This is a genomic window from Nocardia sp. XZ_19_369 (assembly GCF_015355715.1).
In the GTDB taxonomy this organism is placed as follows: Bacteria; Actinomycetota; Actinomycetes; order Mycobacteriales; family Mycobacteriaceae; genus Nocardia.
Genome location: NZ_JACVED010000010.1, coordinates 121,829 through 142,050, shown reverse-complemented (window position 1 = coordinate 142,050; position 20,222 = coordinate 121,829). Strand labels below are relative to the sequence as shown.

17 protein-coding genes are annotated in these 20,222 nt (G+C 69.0%); 10 read left to right on the top strand and 7 right to left on the bottom strand.

Annotated features, from left to right (window positions below; all coding sequences use genetic code 11):
* Positions 1-112 precede the first annotated feature (112 nt).
* On the bottom strand, positions 113-1,087 hold the full coding sequence (gene ligD / locus IBX18_RS33530; protein ID WP_194837497.1) for a non-homologous end-joining DNA ligase: 975 nt from the start codon (positions 1,085-1,087) through the stop codon (positions 113-115).
* Positions 1,088-1,227: 140 nt separating this feature from the next.
* On the opposite strand from ligD, the gene IBX18_RS33525 reads away from it, so the two are divergent.
* Positions 1,228-1,476 (top strand): DUF6364 family protein, encoded by a 249-nt coding sequence (locus IBX18_RS33525; protein ID WP_194837496.1) that lies wholly within the window; start codon positions 1,228-1,230, stop codon positions 1,474-1,476.
* On the top strand, positions 1,473-1,781 hold the full coding sequence (locus tag IBX18_RS33520) for a hypothetical protein (protein ID WP_228542183.1): 309 nt from the start codon (positions 1,473-1,475) through the stop codon (positions 1,779-1,781). Before IBX18_RS33525 ends, IBX18_RS33520 begins: the two co-directional genes overlap by 4 nt.
* 278 nt (positions 1,782-2,059) lie before the next feature.
* Here IBX18_RS33520 and IBX18_RS33515 read toward each other — a convergent pair whose 3' ends face one another.
* Positions 2,060-4,183: an ATP-dependent DNA helicase RecQ gene (locus tag IBX18_RS33515; protein WP_194837495.1), complete on the bottom strand. Its 2,124-nt coding sequence runs from the start codon at positions 4,181-4,183 to the stop codon at positions 2,060-2,062.
* A 291-nt stretch (positions 4,184-4,474) separates the two neighbouring features.
* On the opposite strand from IBX18_RS33515, the gene IBX18_RS33510 reads away from it, so the two are divergent.
* Complete coding sequence (locus IBX18_RS33510) at positions 4,475-5,593, top strand: GGDEF domain-containing protein (RefSeq protein WP_228542182.1); 1,119 nt, start codon at positions 4,475-4,477, stop codon at positions 5,591-5,593.
* A gap of 22 nt (positions 5,594-5,615) precedes the next feature.
* Here the strand turns inward: IBX18_RS33510 and IBX18_RS33505 are convergent, their stop codons facing one another.
* The gene (locus IBX18_RS33505) at positions 5,616-6,557 is read right to left on the bottom strand and encodes an alpha/beta fold hydrolase (RefSeq protein ID WP_194837493.1); all 942 of its coding nucleotides are present in this window, start codon (positions 6,555-6,557) and stop codon (positions 5,616-5,618) included.
* A gap of 39 nt (positions 6,558-6,596) precedes the next feature.
* Between IBX18_RS33505 and IBX18_RS33500 the strand changes: the two genes are divergently transcribed.
* Positions 6,597-7,079: a hypothetical protein gene (locus IBX18_RS33500; protein WP_194837492.1), complete on the top strand. Its 483-nt coding sequence runs from the start codon at positions 6,597-6,599 to the stop codon at positions 7,077-7,079.
* Between the two features lie 40 nt (positions 7,080-7,119).
* On the opposite strand, the gene IBX18_RS33495 is transcribed toward IBX18_RS33500, so the two are convergent.
* The 4 genes from IBX18_RS33495 to IBX18_RS33480 form a co-directional block, all read right to left on the bottom strand.
* Entirely contained in the window at positions 7,120-8,343 is a 1,224-nt protein-coding gene (locus tag IBX18_RS33495; protein ID WP_194837491.1) for an RtcB family protein, read from the bottom strand.
* A gap of 99 nt (positions 8,344-8,442) precedes the next feature.
* Positions 8,443-9,369 (bottom strand): amidohydrolase family protein, encoded by a 927-nt coding sequence (locus tag IBX18_RS33490; RefSeq protein ID WP_228542181.1) that lies wholly within the window; start codon positions 9,367-9,369, stop codon positions 8,443-8,445.
* Positions 9,370-9,513: 144 nt separating this feature from the next.
* Positions 9,514-10,884 (bottom strand): glutamine synthetase family protein, encoded by a 1,371-nt coding sequence (locus IBX18_RS33485; RefSeq protein WP_194837490.1) that lies wholly within the window; start codon positions 10,882-10,884, stop codon positions 9,514-9,516.
* Between the two features lie 54 nt (positions 10,885-10,938).
* The gene (locus tag IBX18_RS33480) at positions 10,939-11,817 is read right to left on the bottom strand and encodes a ribokinase (RefSeq protein WP_194837489.1); all 879 of its coding nucleotides are present in this window, start codon (positions 11,815-11,817) and stop codon (positions 10,939-10,941) included.
* 69 nt (positions 11,818-11,886) lie between these two features.
* On the opposite strand from IBX18_RS33480, the gene IBX18_RS33475 reads away from it, so the two are divergent.
* From IBX18_RS33475 to IBX18_RS33450, 6 genes are all read left to right on the top strand, one after another.
* Entirely contained in the window at positions 11,887-13,152 is a 1,266-nt protein-coding gene (locus IBX18_RS33475) for a glutamate-5-semialdehyde dehydrogenase (protein WP_194837488.1), read from the top strand.
* A 38-nt stretch (positions 13,153-13,190) separates the two neighbouring features.
* Positions 13,191-14,075, top strand: coding sequence for a MoxR family ATPase (locus IBX18_RS33470; RefSeq protein ID WP_194837487.1), 885 nt, complete (start codon positions 13,191-13,193; stop codon positions 14,073-14,075).
* Between the two features lie 4 nt (positions 14,076-14,079).
* Positions 14,080-15,507, top strand: a complete 1,428-nt coding sequence (locus tag IBX18_RS33465; protein WP_194837486.1) for a VWA domain-containing protein — start codon at positions 14,080-14,082, stop codon at positions 15,505-15,507.
* A gap of 8 nt (positions 15,508-15,515) precedes the next feature.
* Entirely contained in the window at positions 15,516-15,857 is a 342-nt protein-coding gene (locus IBX18_RS33460; protein WP_194837485.1) for an MmcQ/YjbR family DNA-binding protein, read from the top strand.
* A gap of 80 nt (positions 15,858-15,937) precedes the next feature.
* Positions 15,938-17,788 carry an HSP90 family protein gene (locus tag IBX18_RS33455; protein ID WP_194837484.1) on the top strand — a complete coding sequence of 617 codons (1,851 nt, stop codon included), beginning with the start codon at positions 15,938-15,940 and terminating at the stop codon, positions 17,786-17,788.
* A 3-nt stretch (positions 17,789-17,791) separates the two neighbouring features.
* Positions 17,792-20,218, top strand: a complete 2,427-nt coding sequence (locus IBX18_RS33450; RefSeq protein ID WP_194837483.1) for a hypothetical protein — start codon at positions 17,792-17,794, stop codon at positions 20,216-20,218.
* Positions 20,219-20,222 lie beyond the last annotated feature (4 nt).

Genomic DNA, 20,222 nt, shown 5'->3' with positions numbered 1-20,222 from the left:
CAGCGGGTTCGCACGGCACCTATGGCAGCACCTCAGCGACGTTATCACCGTCGCTGAGCCCCCTCGCCGCGCCGCAGCGCAGGGGTGCCGCGGACGGTCGGATCGGCTGTGGCTAGTCCGCGTCGAGGTCGGTTTCCGCGTCGAGATCGGCGTCCACCTTGTCGCGGTCGGCCCACTCCAGCAGCTGGTCGATCTCGAAGACGGCGTCGTCGATGCCCGCGTGCAGGTCGCCGAGTTCGGCGAAGCGGGCGGGGACGGTTTTCATGGTGAAGTCGCGCGGATCGATGTCGGGGATCTCGTCCCAGCGGATCGGGGTGGAAACGGTGCCCGTCGGTACGCCGCGCACCGAGTAGGCGGCGGCGATGGTGTGGTCGCGGGCGTTCTGGTTGTAGTCGACGAACAGCAGCTCGGGGTCGCGGTCCTTGCGCCACCAGGTGGTGGTCACGTCGTCGGGTGCGCGGCGTTCCACCTCGCGTGCGAAGGCGAGCGCCGCGCGCCGCACCTCCTTGAAACCCCAGTTCGGTGCGATCCGGACGTAGATGTGTAAACCGTTGCCGCCGGAGGTCTTCGGCCAGCCGACCGCGCCGAGTTCCTCGAGCACTTCCTGCGCGACACCGGCCACCCGCTGCACCCGCGACCACGGACAGTCCGGCATCGGATCCAGGTCGATACGCCACTCGTCGGGGCACTCGGTGTCGGCGGCGCGGGAGTTCCACGGATGGAACTCGACCGTCGACATCTGCACGGCCCAGATGACGTCGGCCAGCTCGCGCACGCACAGCTCGTCAGCGTGCCTGCCGTAGCGGGGGAAGAAGACGCGCACCGTGGGAATCCAGTCCGGCGCGCCCGCGGGCAGGCGCTTCTGGTGCACCTTGTCCCCGGCGAGTCCCTTCGGGAAGCGGTGCAGCATGCACGGCCGGTCGCGCAGCGCGCGGACGATGCCGTCGCCGACGCTCAGGTAGTACTGCACCAGGTCGAGCTTGGTCGCGCCGGTCTCCGGGAAGTACACCCGGTCCGGGTTGGAAATGCGGATCGTGCGGTCGCCGACGTCGAGTTCGATGGCCGGCGACGCAGACTTGCTGGCCACGCGTCCGACGATAGCCGAAGCGACACCGGCCGCGGGGGCGGAAAACGGGCCGCACACTGTGCAGCATCGTGGTATGCATGAGGGTATGAGCGAGCGTGGCATGAAGATCATGCGGCGGCGAGCGCTGACGAGGTGGCGGCATGAATAAAGCGACGCGGGTGACCGTGACCCTGGACCCGCAGGTGGCCGAATGGGCGAAGCAGGCCGCCGACCAGCAGAATCGCAGTCTCTCCTCGGTGATCAACGCCTCGCTGCGCACCGCGCTGGTGCACGACAGCCTGGCGAAGCTGGCCGTCGACGAGGCCGCCGAACAAGCCGCCGCCTACGACGACCTGACCATCGCCGAGGCGGCCGAAACCGACGCCCGCCGCAACCGCGGCGCGGCATGAGGCGCGGCGAAGTCTGGCGTTACTCCCCGGCACTGCGCGACGGCACCCCGCTGCCCCGACGCATGTCGGTGGTGCTGGTCTCCGACTCGGCCGTGATCACCTCGCCCTACCGCTGGCTGCACGTCGTCCCGCTGCGCGACGCCGACCCAGGCCACGTCCTGGCCACCCACACCGAACACGGCTGGGCCGACACCCTCGAACTGCACCGCGCCTACCGCCCCTGGCTCACCGAACAACTCGGCGAACTCACCGTCTCCGAGTCCGAATCCCTCGACGCTCGCCTGCGCGCCACCCTCAGCCTCTGATCTGTGGCTTCGCTGCCTGCGAACAACGACGGTGACCGACGATTCGGCGAGCACACTGGACCGTATGATGCGAAAACTGCTCCGGGCCATTCGAAGACTGTTGGGCGGCAAGGTAGCCGGAGGTGGTCCGCCCCGCGGCGGTAGCGGCGGTGGCACGGCGGGCGTCCGCGAGCCCCGCCGACCGGTGCCGCCGGATAACCGTCTGGGCGGCACTCGGCCGATCGAACCAGACCCGAAGACGATCACCCTGCCGGACGCTCGGCAGTGACTCCAGCCGACTAGGTGACCGACGCGAGGGCGAAGGGCAGAACGGCGTCCGCACCCGCCTTGCGCAGCGCGTGCGCAGCGAGGGTGAGGGTCCATCCGGTGTCGGACAGCGCGTCCACCAACAAGATCGGGCCTTCCACATCGGTGAGGTCGGGGACCTCCCAGGAGTCGAACAGGCCTGCGACGCGATGGGCGGAGTTGGCGGCGGACACCGGTGGGCGGTCCGGGCGGGTCGGCAGGGTGCCGAGGTCGTGCATGCGGCCCACCTCGGCGAGGCCCGCGGCGAGGGTGGCGGTCAGCACGGGGTAGCGCGGGGATTCGAGTGCCATCACCGCGGTCGGGCGAACGGCCCAATCCCAGTCGCGCAGTACGGCGATGCAGGCCTCGAAGACCTTCTCGGGGATGGGATCGTCGGGTCCGTCGAGCAAGGTGCGCAGGCGCTGACCCCAGCCGAGATCGGTGAGCCTGCCGAGCACGCGCCCCGTCTCGGCCCCGCCGGTGATCTTGCCGGACAAGGGAACACCGAGCTTCGCCATGCCGGTGGGCCACTGCTTGCGCGGGCTCAGATCCAGACCCGGCCGGTCGAGGCGCGCCCGGGTGGCGGCGACCGCGTCGGCGTCCACCGTGACATCGAGCCGGGTGCCGGTGCAGTTGTCGCAGCGCCCGCAGCCGGGCGAATCAGATTGTCCGGCAGGCAATCCGGGATCGTCGAGCTGACGACGCAGGAACTCCATCCGGCAGGCCGCGGTCGACTGGTAATCGATCATGGCCTGCTGCTCGACCTCGCGCGCCTCGGACAGCCGCTCGTAGCGTTCGGTGTCGTAGGTCCACGGCTGACCGGTGGAGACCCAGCCGCCGCGTACCCGGCGCACCGCACCGTCCACGTCGAGCACCTTGAGCACCATCTCCAGCCGGGAGCGGTTCAGCTCGACCAGTGGCTCCAGCGCGGCCGTGGACAACGCGCGGTCCGTGTCGAGCGCGTCGAGGACCGAACGCACGATGTGCTCGCGCGGAAACGCAACGGAGGCAAAGTAACTCCAGATCCGCGCGTCCTCGGGTCCGGGCAGCAGCACCACCTCGGCCCGCTCGGTGGCGCGGCCCGCGCGACCGACCTGCTGGTAGTAGGCGATGGGGGAGGACGGCGCGCCGACGTGCACGACGAAGCCGAGATCGGGCTTGTCGAAACCCATCCCGAGCGCCGAGGTGGCGATGAGCGCCTTCACCTCGTTGTTCAGCAGCGCCGCTTCCAGCGCCTCGCGCTCGGCGGGATCGGTCTGGCCGGTGTAGGCGGCGACGGTGTGGCCGTGCGAGTTCAACACGTCGGCCAGATCGTGCGCGGCGGCGACGGTGAGGGTGTAGACGATGCCGGAGCCGGTCAGGGTGCGCAGGTGCCCGCTGAGCCAGGCGGTGCGTTCCACCGCGTCGTCGAAGCGCACCACCGACAGGTGCAGCGACTCGCGGTCCAGCGTGCCGCGCAACACCAGGGTGTCGGTCCCGATCTGGGTGGCGACGTCGGTGACCACCCGGTCGTTCGCGGTCGCGGTGGTGGCCAGCACCGGTACGTCCGAGCCGAGATCCGCGATCAGCGTGCGAATCCGCCGATAGTCGGGCCGGAAGTCGTGGCCCCAGTCGGAGACGCAGTGCGCCTCGTCGATCACCACGAGGCCGACGTCGGCGGCGAGTTTCGGCAGCACCTGGTCGCGGAAGTCCGGATTGTTCAGTCGTTCCGGACTGACCAGCAGCACATCCACCTCGCCGGACGCGACCTGCGCGTGGATCTCGTCCCATTCGGTGACATTGCCCGAATTGATGGTCGCGGCAACCACACCCGCTCGTTGCGCTGCCGCGACCTGGTTGCGCATCAGCGCCAGCAACGGCGACACGATGACGGTCGGCCCGCGGCCCGCCCCGCGCAACAGCTTGGCGGCGATGAAGTACACCGCCGACTTACCCCAGCCGGTGCGCTGCACCACCAGCGCGCGGCGCCGCTGCACCACCAGCGCCTCGATCGCCGTCCACTGGTCCTCTCGTAGCCGAGCGGCAGGCCCGGCCAGTTCGCGCAGCAAATGTTCCGCGCGCTCGCGAAGGTCGGGTGCGGTGAGGTCGATCGCCGGGACATCGGTCGCCGTGGTCATGGGCTCCATCGTGCCCGACGGTACCGACACGAACCGTGCTCGTCGCGCGCGCCCGCCCCGACCGTGCATGTCGCGGTCGATACCGATCGGACTCTCGGTATCCGCCGTGATGTGGCTTACACTGCCTGGATCGCTGCTATGTCGGCCGAAATCCCCGGCCACGGCGGCGTTCACCACAAGTGAGTGCGGTTCGAACGATACGAGGCTGCTGTCGACGCCGAGGACGAGTCGAATGAGCGAGACAACCGTGGCACTGCCCTCGGCGGAGCCGAGCGCAAGCGAGGCGCGGCCATGAGCAGTTATCTGCGACTACTGCGCGACTGGTGGCGCGACGGCGTCGACTACCGCTGGGTGGTGAACGCGCTCGCCGACCGCTCGGCGCTCGGCGTGGTGAAATTCGCGATCGGACTGTGCGGGCTGGCGACGCCGCTCATCAGTGTGTTGGTCGTGACGTCGTCGGCGGGTCCGCAGAGCATGTTCGGCCGGACGGTGCTGTGGTGCATCGTGGCGCTGGCGGCGGTGTGGGTGGTGCGCTGGTGGTGGTTGCCGTGGCCGAACCGAGTCGAATCGCTGACGTTGTGCTTGATCGGCGACGTGTGCATCACGGTGGTCTGCGTGCTGAGCCCCGGCTATGTCGTCCGGTCGGTCGGCATGATGCTGCTGTTGATCGTCGGCATCTATGTCAGCGCGTTCCACAGTCCGCAGGTGCTCGCCGCACACACGGCCTGGTCGCTGGCTTCCGCGGTGGTGCTGTCGATTCCGCTGTTCGGGGTCGGCGACGCCGCGTCGGCGGTGATCATGATCCTCGGCATGGTCGCGGCCACGGTGGTGCCGCCGGGGTTGCAGTTCTGCTACTGGATGCTGCGGACCGACATGCTCTCCGACCCCTTGACGACCTTGCTGAGCAGGCGGGGATTCGAGTATCACTCCGCGATGGTGGTCGGTGGCGCCGGCCCGGTGCCGGTCTGCGTGATGATGGTCGACCTGGACCGGTTCAAAGCCGTGAACGACACCTTCGGGCACGCCGCGGGCGACGAGGTGCTGGTGTGTACCGCCGACCGATTGCAGCACGCGGCCCCGGCGCGCAGCATCGTTTCCCGGCTCGGCGGTGAGGAATTCGCGGTCGTCGCACGCCTGCCCGCCCCCAACGCGGTCGACGCCGCCGAGCGGTTGCGCGCCGCCGTCGCCGAACCCGTCGGGTCGATCTCAGTCACCGCGAGCATCGGCATCGCCGTCGCCGACGCGGGTGCCGACGGCTACAGCCGCAGCCGTCAGCTCGTGCAGGATCTGATCCGCTGCGCCGACAGCGCGATGTACCAGGCGAAACAGCGTGGCGGCAATACCGTCGTGGTCGAGCACATCACGGCGCTGCAAGGCACCGACAACCACGATTCGACACAGCAGGTGTAAAAGCGCAGCGCTACCGCAATTTTCAGGCTTGCGAGTCGGGCCGGGCGGTGTCCGCGGCGAGCGTGATCAGGCGGGCGCGCACCAGGTCAGCGCGCTCCTCGGTGATGAAATGCCCGCAGTTGGTCACCCGTTCCAGGGTGTAGTCGTCGGCCTGCGCGGTTTCCGCGGCGGCGAGCGAATGGTGGACGGCACCGTCGTCGACCCCGAACAGCGCCCGAATCGGCACGGTGGCGCGGCGGGTCTCGCCGGTGCGCCCCGCGCGGGGCAGTTCGCGGAGCAGGAACGTGCGATAGGTATCGGTCGCGGTGCGGGCCACCACCGGATCGCGGAACCGATCGGCATAGGCGCGCACCACTTCCGGGCCGAACTCCGCGTGGTTCTCAACGCCTTTGGCGAACATCAGGTGGAGAAACCGGGTGCGCTGATGGAGAAATGTGCCGAACGCGGCGACCGGCGGTTGATAGAGCATGAACCGCCACAGATGTGGCAGCACGGTGCGCGGCGTCTGCCAAGGATGCGCCATGTTCAGCACCAGATAACCGTCGAAGCGCTCGGGTTCCCGCAACACCATGAGGTATCCGATGTAGCCGCCCCAATCGTGGCCGACGAGCAAGACCCGGTCGAGCCCGAGTTCATCCAGCAGCGCAAGCACATCGGCGGCCACCTCGTCCTTGGCCCACCGATGCGGCGCCGGACCGGACCAGCCGTAACCGGGGAGGTCAACGGCGATGATCCGCAACCCTTCCGGCGGATCGGCCAGCAGGTGGCGGTAGGCGTAGTGATGCTGCGGCCAGCCGTGCAGCGCGAGCACCGGCCGCCCGTCCGCGGGTCCGGCCTCGGTCACATGGAAGCGGATGCCACGTGCGGTGACGAAGGAGCGGCGGACGCCGGGAATCGCGGGCGGATCAACTGATCCGGTCGCTGCCGGAGTTGCTGAGCCGGAATTCCGCTGCCGCTGACGCATACTCGATGGTAACCAGCCGATCCGCGCAGGAGGCCAATCATGTCGAGCCAATATCAGTCGCCGGCGGGCTGGTCGCCGCCGGGGGCCCAGTTCCAGAGCCGCAGCGGCTTCGGCCGCACGATGATCGGCACGGTGATCGCGGTGGCGATCACGCCGATCGGGGTCGGGCTATCCGCGCACGGCGCGCTGGACACCAGGCAGTGGGTGATCCTCGGCGGCTCGGCGGACCGCTGGGGTTCGAACTTCCAGATCATCGGCGGCGCGGTGCTGCTGTTCCTGGTCGCGGCGCTGGCCGCGTTCTCCCCGGTGGGCACGGCCATCGCGGGCCTGGTGTGGGGCCTGATCCCCGGGATCCTGCACATCCTCTTCCCGGAAGACACCTACCGGCAGATCGAGAACCTGCCCGAGCTCTCCGACGATTTCCATCTCGCACTACACAATTGGGTTCTGAACGGCTTCGCGCTACTCACCGGCATGTTCCTGGTCGGCGCGGCCTTCGCGGCCGTCTTACGACGCAAATGAATCGGCGCCGCGCCCACCAGCCGGTGGGCGCGGCCCGAGTTCACCCCTTGACGCAGAGCACCTGCCGCAGCGTCGCGACAACGTCGACCAGATCGCGCTGCGCGGCGATGACCTCGTCGATGTCCTTGTAGGCGGCCGGGATCTCGTCGACCACGCCCGCGTCCTTGCGCGACTCGACGCCCTCGGTCTGGGCGACCAGATCGGCGACGGTGAACTGCTTCTTCGCCGCATTGCGGCTCATCCGCCGTCCCGCGCCGTGCGAGGCCGACTGGAACGAGGCCGGATTTCCCTTGCCGCGCACCACATATGAGCGGGTGCCCATCGAACCAGGGATCAGCGCGAGCTCGCCCGCGCCCGCCCGGACCGCACCCTTGCGGGTGACCAGCATCGGCATGCCGTCGATGAGCTCCTCGGCCACGTAGTTGTGGTGGCAGGAGATCGGCTGCTCGAAACGCACCGGACGCCCGGCGAATTCGTCGCGCACCGCGCGGCACACCAGGGCGAGCATCACCGCGCGGTTGCGTGCGGCATACTCCTGCGCCCAGGTGAGGTCGCGCCGGTAGGCCGCCATTTCCGGTGTCCCGGAGAGGAATACGGCCAGATCGCGGTCGGGCAGATCGACGTTGTGCGGCAGCGTCCGCGCCACGGCCATGTGCCGCTCGGCCAATTCCTTGCCGATATTGCGGCTGCCCGAATGCAGCAGGATCCACACCGCGTCGTCCTGGTCGAGGCAGACCTCGATGAAGTGGTTGCCGCCGCCCAGGGTGCCCATCTGCTTGTGCGCCTTGCCTTCTCGCGCCTGCACTCCGTCGTCGAGCGAGGAGAACGCGCGCCAGAAGCTGTCCCAGCCCGCCCGCAGCGTCGCGGTGCTCGCGCCCAGCGCGGACACCTCGCCGCCGAGCTTCGTCACGTTGACCGAGCTCTCGTGCGCGGTGAAGCCGACCGGGACGGCGGCCTCGATCCGAGACCGCAGCGAACGCAGATCGTCCGGCAGGTCCGCAGCGGTGAGGTCGGTCTTGACGCTCTCCATGCCGCAGCCGATGTCCACCCCGACGGCGGCCGGGGCCACCGCGTCCTTCATCGCGATCACCGAGCCGACCGTTGCCCCCTTGCCGAGGTGCACGTCCGGCATCACGCGGACGCCGTGGACCCATTTCAGCGCGGCGATATTCCGCAGCTGCTGCAGCGCGGCCTGCTCGACCGCGTGCTCTTCGGCCCACATGAGCGTCTGCGCACGGGTGCCGCGCAGCTCGACGGGAAACATTGTTCGATCCTTTCGTTGGTTCGTGATCAACGGTAAAGATCGACGCGGCAAGGCGCACTCGAATAAATACGCGCCGCGGCCGAGTAATTCCACTCGGTGTTACCGAGCGGGGGTGCTCGGATAAGCATCCTCGGCGTTGATATGGGCGATGCCCGCGGCCAGGCGTTCGGCGTCGGCGGTGGTGATCAGGTCCTCGGCGAGCCATTCGTCGAGCAGCCTGCCCAGGCCGCGGCGCCACCAGAACGCGCCGAGAAAATGCAGTTCGGGCAGGCCGTAACCGTCCGAGGAGTAGCACAGCGAGCGAAAGGGAGCGAGTTCGAGCGCTTCGGCCAGCACGGCCTGGGCGCGGTGCCCCACGTAGGGGACGGTGAGTCCGATATCCATCCGGACATGCCCGAAGGCGTGCGCCAGGTAGGCGGCATTGCGATGAAATGGCCAGCAGTGCAACAGCATCACGGTGAGGCCGGTGTTCGCGGTTTTGCGGAGAAAGTCGGTGAGCAGCAATGGATCCGCGCGGTGCAGCCGCAGGTCGGTGTCGCCGAAACCGGTGTGGAATTGCAGGGGCAGGCCGAATTCGGCGCCGATGCGGGTGCCGAGCCCGACCAGCCAGCCGAGCAGGTCCGGATCGGTGAGGCGGTGTTCGGGGAACACGGCCTTCGGTGGTCGATCGCGCAGCGGGAAATCCAACCCGCACCGGTAGGCGACGATGGACTTGAGTCCGACGGCCTGGCGGGCACGGTCGCGCAGCCGGGCCTCGATCTCGTCGAACACCGCCCGTCCCGCGCCCACCTCGGCGATGACCTGCTCGGCGACCTGCTCGAGCCGCACCACCTCGCGCACCTCGCCCTCGGTGAGCGGGCTGAATTCCGCTGTGCCGCCGCCGAATCCGGTGTCGATGAACCAGCTGGTGTGCCGGTGGCGGCGAGCAGCCGGACGGCGACCTCGCGCCAGCCGAGTTCGGCTCGGTGGGCCAGGTAGGCATCGGCGCCGACGTGCGGCGGTAGGTCCAGCGCCGGTGCGCACCATCGGCGCACCGCCAGCCCGATCGCGGAATCGAAGCTGCCGGTGGCGCCTTCGCCGAGCAGCTGCTCGAACCCGGCTCGGTCCACATCGTGGGGAACCACGCCGTGGCAGTGATGGTCGGTCAGGGTGAGGCCGTCGGTCAGCACGTCAGAACCGCCAACGGGTCAGCGCGACAAGCTCTTCCGGGCTACTGTCGCGGTAGCGCTCGGCCTCGGCGCGGCGCACGGTGAGCAGTGCGTCGTGCAGTTCGGGGCCCATCGCCTCGGCCAGGACCCTGGAGTCCGCCAGCCGGTCGGCGGCCTCGGCGGGGCTGGTCGGCAGCCTGCGGACACCGGAGATCATCAGCTGTTCGGCGTCGAAGGTGACCGGGTCGCCGTTGATTTCGGCGGGCAGCCGTAGTTCCTCGGCGAGGCCGGCCAGTCCGGCGGCGATGACCGAACCGACGATCAGATACGGATTCCCGGTCGCGTCGAAGCATTTGACCTCGGCGTTGGCCGCCCACTCCTCGGTGCCGCGCACGCCGGTGATGAAACGCAGTGCCGCCTCGCGGGTTTCGCGGCCCCAGCACTGCCAGGTACCCGCCCATCGCGACGGCACCAGGCGCAGGAAACTCGCCGGATTGCCTGCGCCCACTGCGACCAGCGCAGGCTGTTCGCGCAACACTCCGGCAAGGAACGCCTCGCCTGTTCGGCGCATTCCGTACGGGCCGTCGCCGGTGGCGAACAGCGGGCCGTCCGCGTCCTGCGCGGAAAAGTGCAGGTGTGCACCGGATCCGGTGCCGTCCGGATCGAGGCAGGGCGCGAGCAGCGCCCGCCAGCCGTGCTGCAGGCTCACCTGCCGGATGGTGTGGCGCACCAGCACCGCGTCGTCGGCCGCGCCGACCGGGTCGGACGGTTGCACGGACAACTCCAACTGTCCCGGTGCGTATTCCGGATGGAATTGGTCGACGAGGATCCCTTGCCGATCCAATATCGCGACCAGTTCCCGCGCGTAGTCGGCCACCTGTCCGAGCCGCAGCATGCTGTAGGCGGGGCCGTGCACGGCGGGGATGAAGTCCGCGGGGTCGTCGGTGCCCACGGACCATTCGGTCTCGAATGCCATGGACAGCCGAATCCCGGCCCGGCGTGCGGCCTCGTCCTGGCGGGCTGCGAACCCACGCTGGCAGGCGGCGAAAGGCGTCCCTTCCTGGGTGTACTTGTTGGTCGGGGCCCAGGCCCAGCCCGGCTGGCAGGCGAGCTCGGTCAAGGCCGCCAGGTCCGGGACCAGCCGCAGATCGCCGTCGGGCCCGCCCAGGTATTTGCCGACCGCCATCAGGTCGTCGAAGGCGAACGTCTCGAAGCAAGGTGACACCCCGACCCCGTACCGCGCCGCCTGCTTCAGCCGCCGCATCGGCACCGTCTTCACCCGGGTGATCCCCGCGTTGTCGACAAAGGTCAACGCGACGATCTCGGCGTCCAGCCTGCCGATCACCGCTTCGTTGTCGCCGTCGAACGGTATGCGCTCCGGCATGGTGGACATGAACATCAACGATAGTCGGCAGATTGCCCGTCGGCGTTGCCTTTTCCTGCGGTGCTACTTCGTGGTGAGGGCGGCTGAGATTTCTTCTTCGGTGGGGATCGAGGTGCTCGCGCCGAGCTTGGTGGTAGCCAGCGCGCCTGCAGTTCCTGCCCAGGTCAGCGCCCATTCGGGGCCGCGGTGCCAGGCGGCGGCCAGGGCTCCGGTGAAGGTGTCGCCCGCGCCGGTGGTGTCGACGACCTCGACGCGGGGGCTCGGCTGGGACAGTTGTTCGCCGTCCGGTCCGCGATAGACCGCGCCGTCGGCGCCACGGGTCACGACCACATGGGCAACCGGATCGAGGTCGGCGCCGAGCTGTTCGGCTTCGCCTGAATTCACTACCGCCACATCGACATTCGCCCACAGTTCGGCGGGAAGGTGCTGCACCGGGGACGGGTTGAGCAGCACCGTGGTGCCGTTCGCGCGGGCGTGCCGCGCGGCCGCGGCCACCGTATCGAGCGGAATCTCCAACTGGCACAGCAGAATATCCGCCGCGGCGATCACCGCGAGGTCGGCCTCGGTGAGCTCGGTCATCCGGGTGTTCGCGCCGCCGACCACGATGATGCTGTTCTCACCGCCACCGTCCACCACGATCGCGGCCACCCCGCTCGGCCCGTCCACGGTCCGCAGCTGCTCGACACCTACCGACGAATCCGTCAGCGCGCGGCGCAGTTCGGCGGCGAACACGTCATCACCCACCGCCCCGAGGAACTGCACGGCACCGCCCGCCCGCTGCGCGGCGATCGCCTGATTCGAGCCCTTCCCGCCGGGCACCATCGCGAAGCCGGTGCCCAGCACCGTCTCGCCCGGCACCGGCCGTCGATCGGTGGTAGCCACGAGGTCCATATTGATACTGCCGAGCACCGCGATCGAGGGAACGTCCGTCTTTTCGGCCATGCAGTAAGAGGCTAGTAGAGGCGCTACAGCGGTGGTTCCGGCCCGGCGGCGGGAAAGTACGCTGTACCCATGACGGTAGGAACGACGACCGAGCCGGATGTCCGCGAGGTGGTGCACGAGGCCGCACGCAAGGCTCGGGTCGCGTCGCGTGTGCTGGCCCAGCTGACCACCGCGCAGAAGAACGACGCATTGCACGCGGCGGCCGACGCGCTGCTCGCCGCGGCCGACCAGGTGCTCGACGCCAACGCCGAGGACGTGCAAGCGGCGCAGTCGGCGAACGTCGAGGAATCGCTGATCGACCGGCTGCGGCTCACCAAGGCCCGGATCGACGGCATCGCCTCCGGCCTGCGCCAAGTGGCCGGCCTGCCCGACCCGATCGGCGAGATCGTGCGCGGCTCGGTGCTGCCGAACGGGCTGGAGGTCCGTCAGGTCCGGGTGCCGCTCGGCGTGATCGGCATGGTCTACGAGGCCAGGCCGAACGTCACCGTCGACGCGTTCGGGCTGACCCTGAAATCCGGCAACGCCGCGCTGCTGCGCGGTTCGTCCTCAGCCGCGCACTCCAATGCCGCACTGGTCGCGGTGCTGCGGGAATCTCTTGTCGCACAAGGCCTTCCGGCCGATGCGGTGCAGCTGCTGCCCAGCGCGGACCGGTCCAGCGTCACGCACCTGATCCAGGCCCGCGGCCTGGTCGACGTGGTGATCCCGCGCGGCGGCGCCGGTCTGATCAGCGCCGTGGTCCGCGATGCCACCGTGCCGACCATCGAGACCGGCACCGGCAACTGCCACGTCTATGTGCACGCCGCCGCCGATCTGGAGATGGCCGAGCAGATCCTGCTCAACGCGAAGACCCGCCGCCCCAGCGTCTGCAATGCCGCCGAGACGGTGCTCATCGACGACGCGATCGCGACCACCGCGGTGCCCAAGCTGATCGAGGCGCTGGAACGGCACGGCGTCACCGTGCACGGCGATCTGCCCGGCCTGGTGCCGGCGAACAGCAAGGACTGGGGCGAGGAGTACCTCACCCTCGATATCGCGCTCAAGGTGGTCGACGGCCTGGACGCGGCCATCGAGCACATCAACACCTGGGGCACCGGGCACACCGAGGCCATCGTCACCGGTGAGCTGGCCGCGGCCCGCGAATTCACCAGCCGGGTCGACGCCGCCGCCGTGATGGTGAATGCTTCGACCGCGTTCACCGATGGCGAGCAATTCGGCTTCGGTGCCGAGATCGGCATCTCCACCCAGAAGCTGCACGCCCGCGGCCCCATGGCGCTACCGGAGCTGACCTCCACGAAGTGGATCGTGTGGGGCGACGGCCAGATCCGGCCTGTTTAGGTAACAGGGGGCGACCAACCCCCGAGGAAGGACTGCACGTGGCCCCCATTTCCGAGACGACCCAGGAGCCGATCTTCAGCTCGGTCGACGATGTGATCGACCAGCTGGCGACCACGGGCTATCTCGCCGACAAGGCCACGGCCACCTCGGTGTTCCTGGCCGACCGGCTCGGCAAGCCGCTGCTCATCGAGGGTCCGGCCGGTGTCGGCAAGACCGAGCTGGCGCGGGCGGTCGCGCAGACTTCCGGCGCCGAGCTGGTGCGTCTGCAGTGCTACGAAGGTGTCGACGAGGCGCGCGCGCTCTACGAGTGGAACCACGCCAAGCAGATCCTGCGGATCCAGGCGTCCAGTGAGAACGACTGGGAAGAAACGAAAGCCGACGTCTTCACCGAGGAATTCCTGCTGTCGCGGCCGCTGCTCACCGCGATCCGGCGCAGCGATCCGACGGTGCTGCTGATCGACGAGACCGACAAGGCCGATGTCGAGATCGAGGGCCTGCTGCTCGAGGTGCTCAGCGATTTCGCGGTCACCGTGCCGGAACTGGGCACCATCGTCGCGAGCCGCAAGCCCTTCGTGGTGCTGACCTCCAACGCCACCCGTGAGCTGTCCGAGGCGCTCAAGCGGCGCTGCCTGTACCTACACCTGGACTTCCCGGACGAGGAGCTGGAGCGCCGCATCCTGGCCAGCCGGGTGCCGGAACTGTCCGCCGCCGTCGCCGCCCAGCTGGTGCGGATCGTGCACGTGTTGCGCGGCATGCAGCTCAAGAAGCTGCCCTCGGTCGCCGAGTCGATCGACTGGGGCCGCACGCTGCTCGCCCTCGGCATGCACGATCTGGACGATTCGGCGGTGCGGACGACGCTCGGTGTCGTGCTGAAGCATCAGAGCGATCACCAGCGCGCGCTGGCCGAGCTGAAGCTGGCCTGAGGCCATGCCCGCGCGCTCGCAGCCCGCGCCCGACGTGGACCTGACTTCACCGCACGGGCTGCCCGGTCACCTCGTCGGGTTCGTCGAAGCGCTGCGCGAACGCGGCATTCCGGTGGGCCCCTCGGAAACCGTGGACGCGGGCCGGGTGGTGACCGTGCTCGACCTGCTCGATCGGGAGGTGCTGCGCGAGGGGCTCGCGTGCTCGTTGCTGCGCCGGACCACCCATCGTGCGACCTTCGATCGACTGTTCGACCTGTGGTTTCCGATCGCGATCGGGGAGCGCAGCGGTGCCCGCGACGAGGTCGAGATTCCCCGGACGCCGACCGGTGAAGTGGACTTCGCCGCGCTGCGGGAACTGCTCGCCGAGCTGTTGACCCAGGAATCGGCCGAGGCACAGCTCGAGGCGCTGGCCGCCCAGTTGGTCGAGCAGCTCGGTCAGTACACGTCCGCGAGTGGGGCCTCGTTCTCGGCGTATCAGGCGTTGAAAGACGTTCAGCCACAGACCTTGCTGGCCAAGATCCTGGCCGGCCTCGCGGTCGGGCCGGATACCAGCGCGTTCGACACCGAGATCGCCCGGCGGGCCGCGCGCGGCCGGATCGACGCGTTCCGGGCGTCTGTGGAGGCGGAGACGCGGCGGCGGGTGGCCGAGCGGATCGGGCGTGAGCGGGTCGCCAGCTACGGCGTCCCGCGCCAGTCCGAGGACGTCGACTTCCTGCGTGCCTCGGAATCCGAGCTGATCGAGATGCGGCGCAGCACCCAGCGCCTCGCCCGCATCCTCGCCTCGCGACTCGCGGTGCGGCGCAGGCATTCCCGTCGCGGCGAGATCGATATGCGCAAGACGCTGCGGAAGTCGATGTCGACCGGCGGTGTGCCCATTGATCTGGTGAACCGCAAGCCGCGGCCCGGTCGTCCGGAGCTGGTTCTGCTGTGCGACGTGTCCGGCTCGGTCGCCGGGTTCAGCAACTTCACCCTGTTGCTGGTCAGCGCGCTGCGCGAACAGTTCTCGCGGGTAAGGATTTTCGCGTTCGTCGACCAGACCGACGAGGTCACCCGGTTCTTCGATCCGCGCACGCAGCTGGACAAGGCGATGAACCGGATCTTCACCGAGGCCAGGGTCGTCGGGATGGACGGGCACTCCGACTACGGTAACGCGCTGGCCGGCTTCGCCAGAGACTTCCCGGATGCCGTCACCGCCCGCAGCTCGCTGCTGATCCTCGGCGACGCGCGCACCAATTACCGTGACCCCGAACTGGAAACCCTGCGGGGACTGGTGTGTACCGCCAAGCACGCGCACTGGCTCAATCCGGAGATGCGCACCAACTGGGGTTCCGGCGATTCCGCCGCCGACAAATACCAACAGGTGATCGAGATGCACGAATGCCGCTCGGCCAGCCAGCTGACGGCCGTGGTGTCGATGTTGCTACCGGTGTAGGAGCTGACATGGATGGTGCGCGACTGCTCGAGTACTGCCTGGCGAAACCCGGCGCGTGGCAGGACGAGCCGTGGGAAGGCGACGTGGTCGCCAAGGTCGGGGACAAGATCTTCGCGTTTCTCGGGGACACCTCGGTGGGGCTCAAGTGTGGCCGCAGCCGGGAGGAGGCCGACGAGCTGACCCGGGTGTATCCGAACGATGTGGCGGCCTCGGCGTATATCGGGCGCTACGGCTGGAATGTGATCACGCTCGGCGGTGCGGTGCCGGGTGATGAGCTGCGGGAGCTGGTCGATCAGTCCTATGACGCGATCGTGCGCAAGCTGCCGAAGTCCAAGCGGCCGACCGGCTGACGGCTTTCAGCAGCTCGCCAGTCGAGACCATCAGCGTTCGTTAAGCGAACCATTGGGCGGTGCGGCAAGGATTGCCCACCATGGTGGAGAGAGCGCCCAATGGTGTGGCGGCGGTGGAGGACAGCTATACGTTCCAGGTGGATCTGCGGGGGATCGTCGACTTACTGTCTCACCACCTGTACTCAAGTCCTCGGGTGTATCTGCGTGAACTGTTGCAGAACGCCGTCGATGCCGTCACCGCGCGCGCCGGGCGGGACCGGTTGGCGCCCACCGCGATTCGGATCTGCCTCGACGAGACCGGTCTGCGGATCGCCGATCCGGGGATCGGGCTGACCGAGGCGGACGTGCACCGCTTCCTGGCAACCATCGGGCGGTCGTCGAAGCGGGACGACATCGAGGGCGCGCGGCGTGAATTCCTCGGGCAGTTCGGCATCGGCCTGCTGGCCTGCTTCACCGTGGCCGAGACGATCCGGGTGGTCACCCGCTCCGCCGACGATCCCGCGGCCGCGCCGGTCGAGTGGCTGGCCGCCGCGGACGGCACCTACTCGGTGCGGTTGCTGGAACCGGCGGAATATCCCGAGCCCGGCACCACGGTGCACCTGACGCCACGGGTCGGCGCGGAGTCGTGGTTCGGCCCGCGCCGGGTGATCGAACTCGCCCGTGAGTACGGGTCATTGCTGCCGTATGCGGTGACGGTCGAGTCCGACGGCGTCATCGTGCCGGTCACCGATGGACCGGCGGTGTGGCATCGTGAATATCCGTCCGTCGTCGAGCGCCGCGCCGCATTGCTCGAATTCGGTGAGCGCGTCCTCGGCTTCGCGCCGCTCGATGTCATCGACTTGGACGCGGAACTGGCGGGCGTGAGCGGCGTCGCGTATGTGCTTGCGCAGCCGGGCAATCCGGCCGAGAGCAGCGCGCACCGGGTGTACCTGAAGGGCATGCTGCTCGGCGACGCGGTGCGCGGCGTGCTGCCGGACTGGGCATTCTTCGTGCGCTGTGTGATCGACACCGACTCGTTGCGGCCGACGGCCTCCCGGGAGGGGCTCTACGAGGACGAACGGCTCGCCATCATCCGTGAGGTGCTCGGCGATCGAGTGCGCGACTGGCTCACCGAGATCGCGGCCGAACAGCCGCAGCGGCTGGCCGCGTTCCTCGCGGTGCATGCCCTCGGGGTCAAGGCAATGGCCCGGCATTCGCCGGAGCTGTTCCGGATTATGTTGCCGCACTTGAATTTCGAGACCACCGACGGTCCACTGCCGCTGACCGAGTTCGCACGCAAACACTCGGTCGTCCGGGTGACCGCGTCCGTGGAGGAGTTCCGCCAGGTGGCCTCGACCGCTGCCGCACAGGGCATCGGGATCGTCAACGGCGGCTACGCCTATGACCGTGAGCTGGTGGCGTTGCTGCCGCGGCTGCTGCCCGGCGTCGAGGTGATCGACCTCGACACCGACGCCATCACGGCCGCGCTCGACCCGATCGATCCGGCCGAGGAGCTGGCGTTGACGCCGGTACTGTCCATCGCCCGCGCGGTGCTGGATCCGCTGTCGTGCGACGTGATAGTCCGTGCCTTCCACCCTGTTTCGGTGCCCGCGCTGTATCTGGACGACCGCGGCGCGCGCAACGAACGCACCAGGACCGAGACGGCGCTGGGCGCGGACGAACTGTGGACCGAGATCCTCGGCGCGCTGGACGCCGCGGCGCCGCGTGCCCAGCTCGTACTGAACCACCACAGCCCGGTCGTGCGCAGGCTGGCCAGGATCGGCGATCCGGCCTTCCTGAAGACGGCCGTGGAATCGCTGTACGGGCAGGCCCTGCTGATGACCCACCGCCCGCTGCGGGCGGCCGACACGGCGCTGCTCAATCGCGCCTTCGGCGAATTCCTCAGCTGGGCGACGCAACGTGCCGCGGGCACCGGCGAAGAGACGGAGTGACAGGTGGATACCGCCGAGATCAATGAGGCGCTCGCGCAGGTCTACTCGTTGCCGCACGGCCGACTACGCGTCGAGCGGCTGGAAATGCTTGCGGCAGCGGCGAAGTCTGCTACCGACCGGCACCTCGAAGGGCGGGTGCTGCTCGAGCTCGCCGAGTCCTACACCTATGCGGGCGAGCGCGACCTGGCGCCGGTCGCCTACGGCAGGCTGCTGCGGATCTACGACGAGTTCCCCGCCGAGCTCGGCTCGCTGACGCATTCGGTGCACTGGTACCTCAAGTGGATGACCTGGGGGCTGATCGACAATCCGGCGGTGCCGCCGACGACGGTCTATCGGTGGTTCGACGAGCTCGAAAACCGTTACCGCCAGCGCGGTTACAGCCTGCGCCCGGTGCTCGCGCTGCGTGCCGAACTGGCCAGGAAGCTGGGCGATGCCGAGCACGGTGCGCTGCTGCACGAGGAGGCGATGGCGGCGCCGCGTGACGGCATGTCGGACTGCGATGCGTGCGAGCGCAACGAATGGGGCACCGGCCGTGCGGCATTGGGCGACGATGTCGGCGCGCTCGCGCACTGGCAGCCGGTCATCGATGGCGATCGGGTCTGTGCGGAGGAGCCGCACCGAGTATTGGCGCAGGCACTGCTTCCGTTGCTGCGCACCGGACGGGTCGCCGACGCGCGCGGCGCGCATCTGACGGGATATCCGCTGGTCCGGCACAACGACAGCCTTCGGCCGTCGGTCGCGTTGCATATCGAGTTCTGTGCGCTGACCGGCAATGAAGGACGCGGTCTGGAGATTCTGGCTGAGCACGCTCGCTGGCTCACCGATCCTGGTGCGGATGCCGGTGCCAGGCTCGCGTTCATCACCGGTGTGTGCGTGCTGCTGCGCCGGCTCGACACGCTCGGCCTCGGTTATGTGCCGATCGCAGGCGTTACGGTGAATTCGCTACTGGCGGAACTGGATACGGAGATCGCTGGGTTGTGTGCGCGGTACGACATCCGTAACGGGAATGCTGCGGTGAGTACCGGCGTCACCGCTCGGTTGGCGAGACAGCCATTGCTGGAACGACTTCCGCTCGGACTGCGCAATCGGTTGCCGGGGACGTCGGCGGCAGGTTGTCGCGCTGCGGATGGTGCCGCCGTGACGCCCGATGCGGCCAGCGGGCGGGGTTGGACAGGCGGGGGCGCCTCGGCAGAGGGTGGCGGCATCGAGGGCGGTTCGGGTCCGGACAGCGCCGTGCTGCCGGGCGATGGCATTGCGACGAGCGATGCCGGTTCTTTGAGCGTTGCCGGCTCGGCGGGTACGGCCATTCCGGCGGGTGCGTCCGCTGCGGATGGGGCGGCTCGCGCCGGTAGCTCCCCGGCGGGCGGCGTCGGTTCGGTCGATGTCGACACTGCGGCAGGTGGCGAAGGCCCCAGGGCAGGTGGCGCCGTTTCGTCGGCGGGTAGTGCTGGAAGCGGTGCGGCGTTGACGGTTGGCACTGCTCCTGGCGTTGCTCCAGCCTCGGGCTCCGCGGTGGCCGGCAGTGCTGCCACTGGTGTGAGCCGAACTGCGGTCCCGAGTTCCGGTGACTGGGCTGCGGACGTCACCGCCGAAGCGGACAGGCGAAGCGAAGCGCAGCGGTTGGCGGAGCTCGGTGCCGCCCGGCTGGCCGATGCCCCGGAACAGGCCGAGGCTCGACTGCGCGAGGCGTTGACGATCGGGTCCGGTGTGCTGCCCGCGGAACACCTGGCGCGAGTCAGCTCGCAATTGGTCATCGCGATCGCCGGACAACCGGATCGCGAGCTCGATCTGGCGGACGCGGCGGTGCGCGCGGCCGCTCGGTGGGAGGGTTTGTCCGAACCGGACCTGCTGCACCACACCGTGATCGCGGCGCGTGCCTTCCATCGCGGTCGGCGGCACGGCGAGGCTGTCGCGCTCTTCGAGGAGGCTTTGGCGGCGGACGGGGTTCCTTATCCACCCGCCGAGCTGGCCACGGTTCGTGCCCAGTTCGGCGAATCGCTGAACGCCCTGCACCGATACGACGCCGCCGCCCGGCAGTTCGCTCTCGGCGCTCAGCTGGTGGAGCACGATCCCGAACGTCGCGCACTGCACGCCCAACTCGCCATGTCGGCGGCGGCCGCGCTGGACTACTCCGATCACGACGCGGCGGCGGTGGCCGCGTATCGGCGGGCGGCCGAACTGTTCGGCGAACTCGGGGACGTGGTGTCGCGGGCCCGGTGCGTGCGGTCTGCGGCTTGGTTGCAGTTGTGGGGGACCACGGCGGGGCCGGGCCGACCGTGGTTCGCCGCGATGGAGGCGCTGATCGCCGAGTTGACCGAACTGGACGGCGGCTCGTCGAGCAACGAGATCGCCGAGGAACTCGCCAGGGCGCGCCGGGAGCTGGGGGAAATGCTGGACGCCGAGGACGGGGACTGGGTGGCCGGGGAGTAGCTTG

Bases quoted from the DNA above. Each gene is read 5' to 3' on its own strand.
- IBX18_RS33525 (WP_194837496.1), top strand. From the start codon at position 1,228: ATGAATAAAGCGACGCGGGTGACCGTGACCCTGGACCCGCAGGTGGCC.
- IBX18_RS33520 (WP_228542183.1), top strand. From the start codon at position 1,473: ATGAGGCGCGGCGAAGTCTGGCGTTACTCCCCGGCACTGCGCGACGGC.
- IBX18_RS33515 (WP_194837495.1), bottom strand. From the start codon at position 4,183: ATGACCACGGCGACCGATGTCCCGGCGATCGACCTCACCGCACCCGAC.
- IBX18_RS33510 (WP_228542182.1), top strand. From the start codon at position 4,475: ATGAGCAGTTATCTGCGACTACTGCGCGACTGGTGGCGCGACGGCGTC.
- IBX18_RS33505 (WP_194837493.1), bottom strand. From the start codon at position 6,557: ATGCGTCAGCGGCAGCGGAATTCCGGCTCAGCAACTCCGGCAGCGACC.
- IBX18_RS33500 (WP_194837492.1), top strand. From the start codon at position 6,597: ATGTCGAGCCAATATCAGTCGCCGGCGGGCTGGTCGCCGCCGGGGGCC.
- IBX18_RS33495 (WP_194837491.1), bottom strand. From the start codon at position 8,343: ATGTTTCCCGTCGAGCTGCGCGGCACCCGTGCGCAGACGCTCATGTGG.
- IBX18_RS33490 (WP_228542181.1), bottom strand. From the start codon at position 9,369: ATGGTGCGCACCGGCGCTGGACCTACCGCCGCACGTCGGCGCCGATGC.
- IBX18_RS33485 (WP_194837490.1), bottom strand. From the start codon at position 10,884: ATGTCCACCATGCCGGAGCGCATACCGTTCGACGGCGACAACGAAGCG.
- IBX18_RS33480 (WP_194837489.1), bottom strand. From the start codon at position 11,817: ATGGCCGAAAAGACGGACGTTCCCTCGATCGCGGTGCTCGGCAGTATC.
- IBX18_RS33475 (WP_194837488.1), top strand. From the start codon at position 11,887: ATGACGGTAGGAACGACGACCGAGCCGGATGTCCGCGAGGTGGTGCAC.
- IBX18_RS33465 (WP_194837486.1), top strand. From the start codon at position 14,080: ATGCCCGCGCGCTCGCAGCCCGCGCCCGACGTGGACCTGACTTCACCG.
- IBX18_RS33460 (WP_194837485.1), top strand. From the start codon at position 15,516: ATGGATGGTGCGCGACTGCTCGAGTACTGCCTGGCGAAACCCGGCGCG.
- IBX18_RS33455 (WP_194837484.1), top strand. From the start codon at position 15,938: ATGGTGGAGAGAGCGCCCAATGGTGTGGCGGCGGTGGAGGACAGCTAT.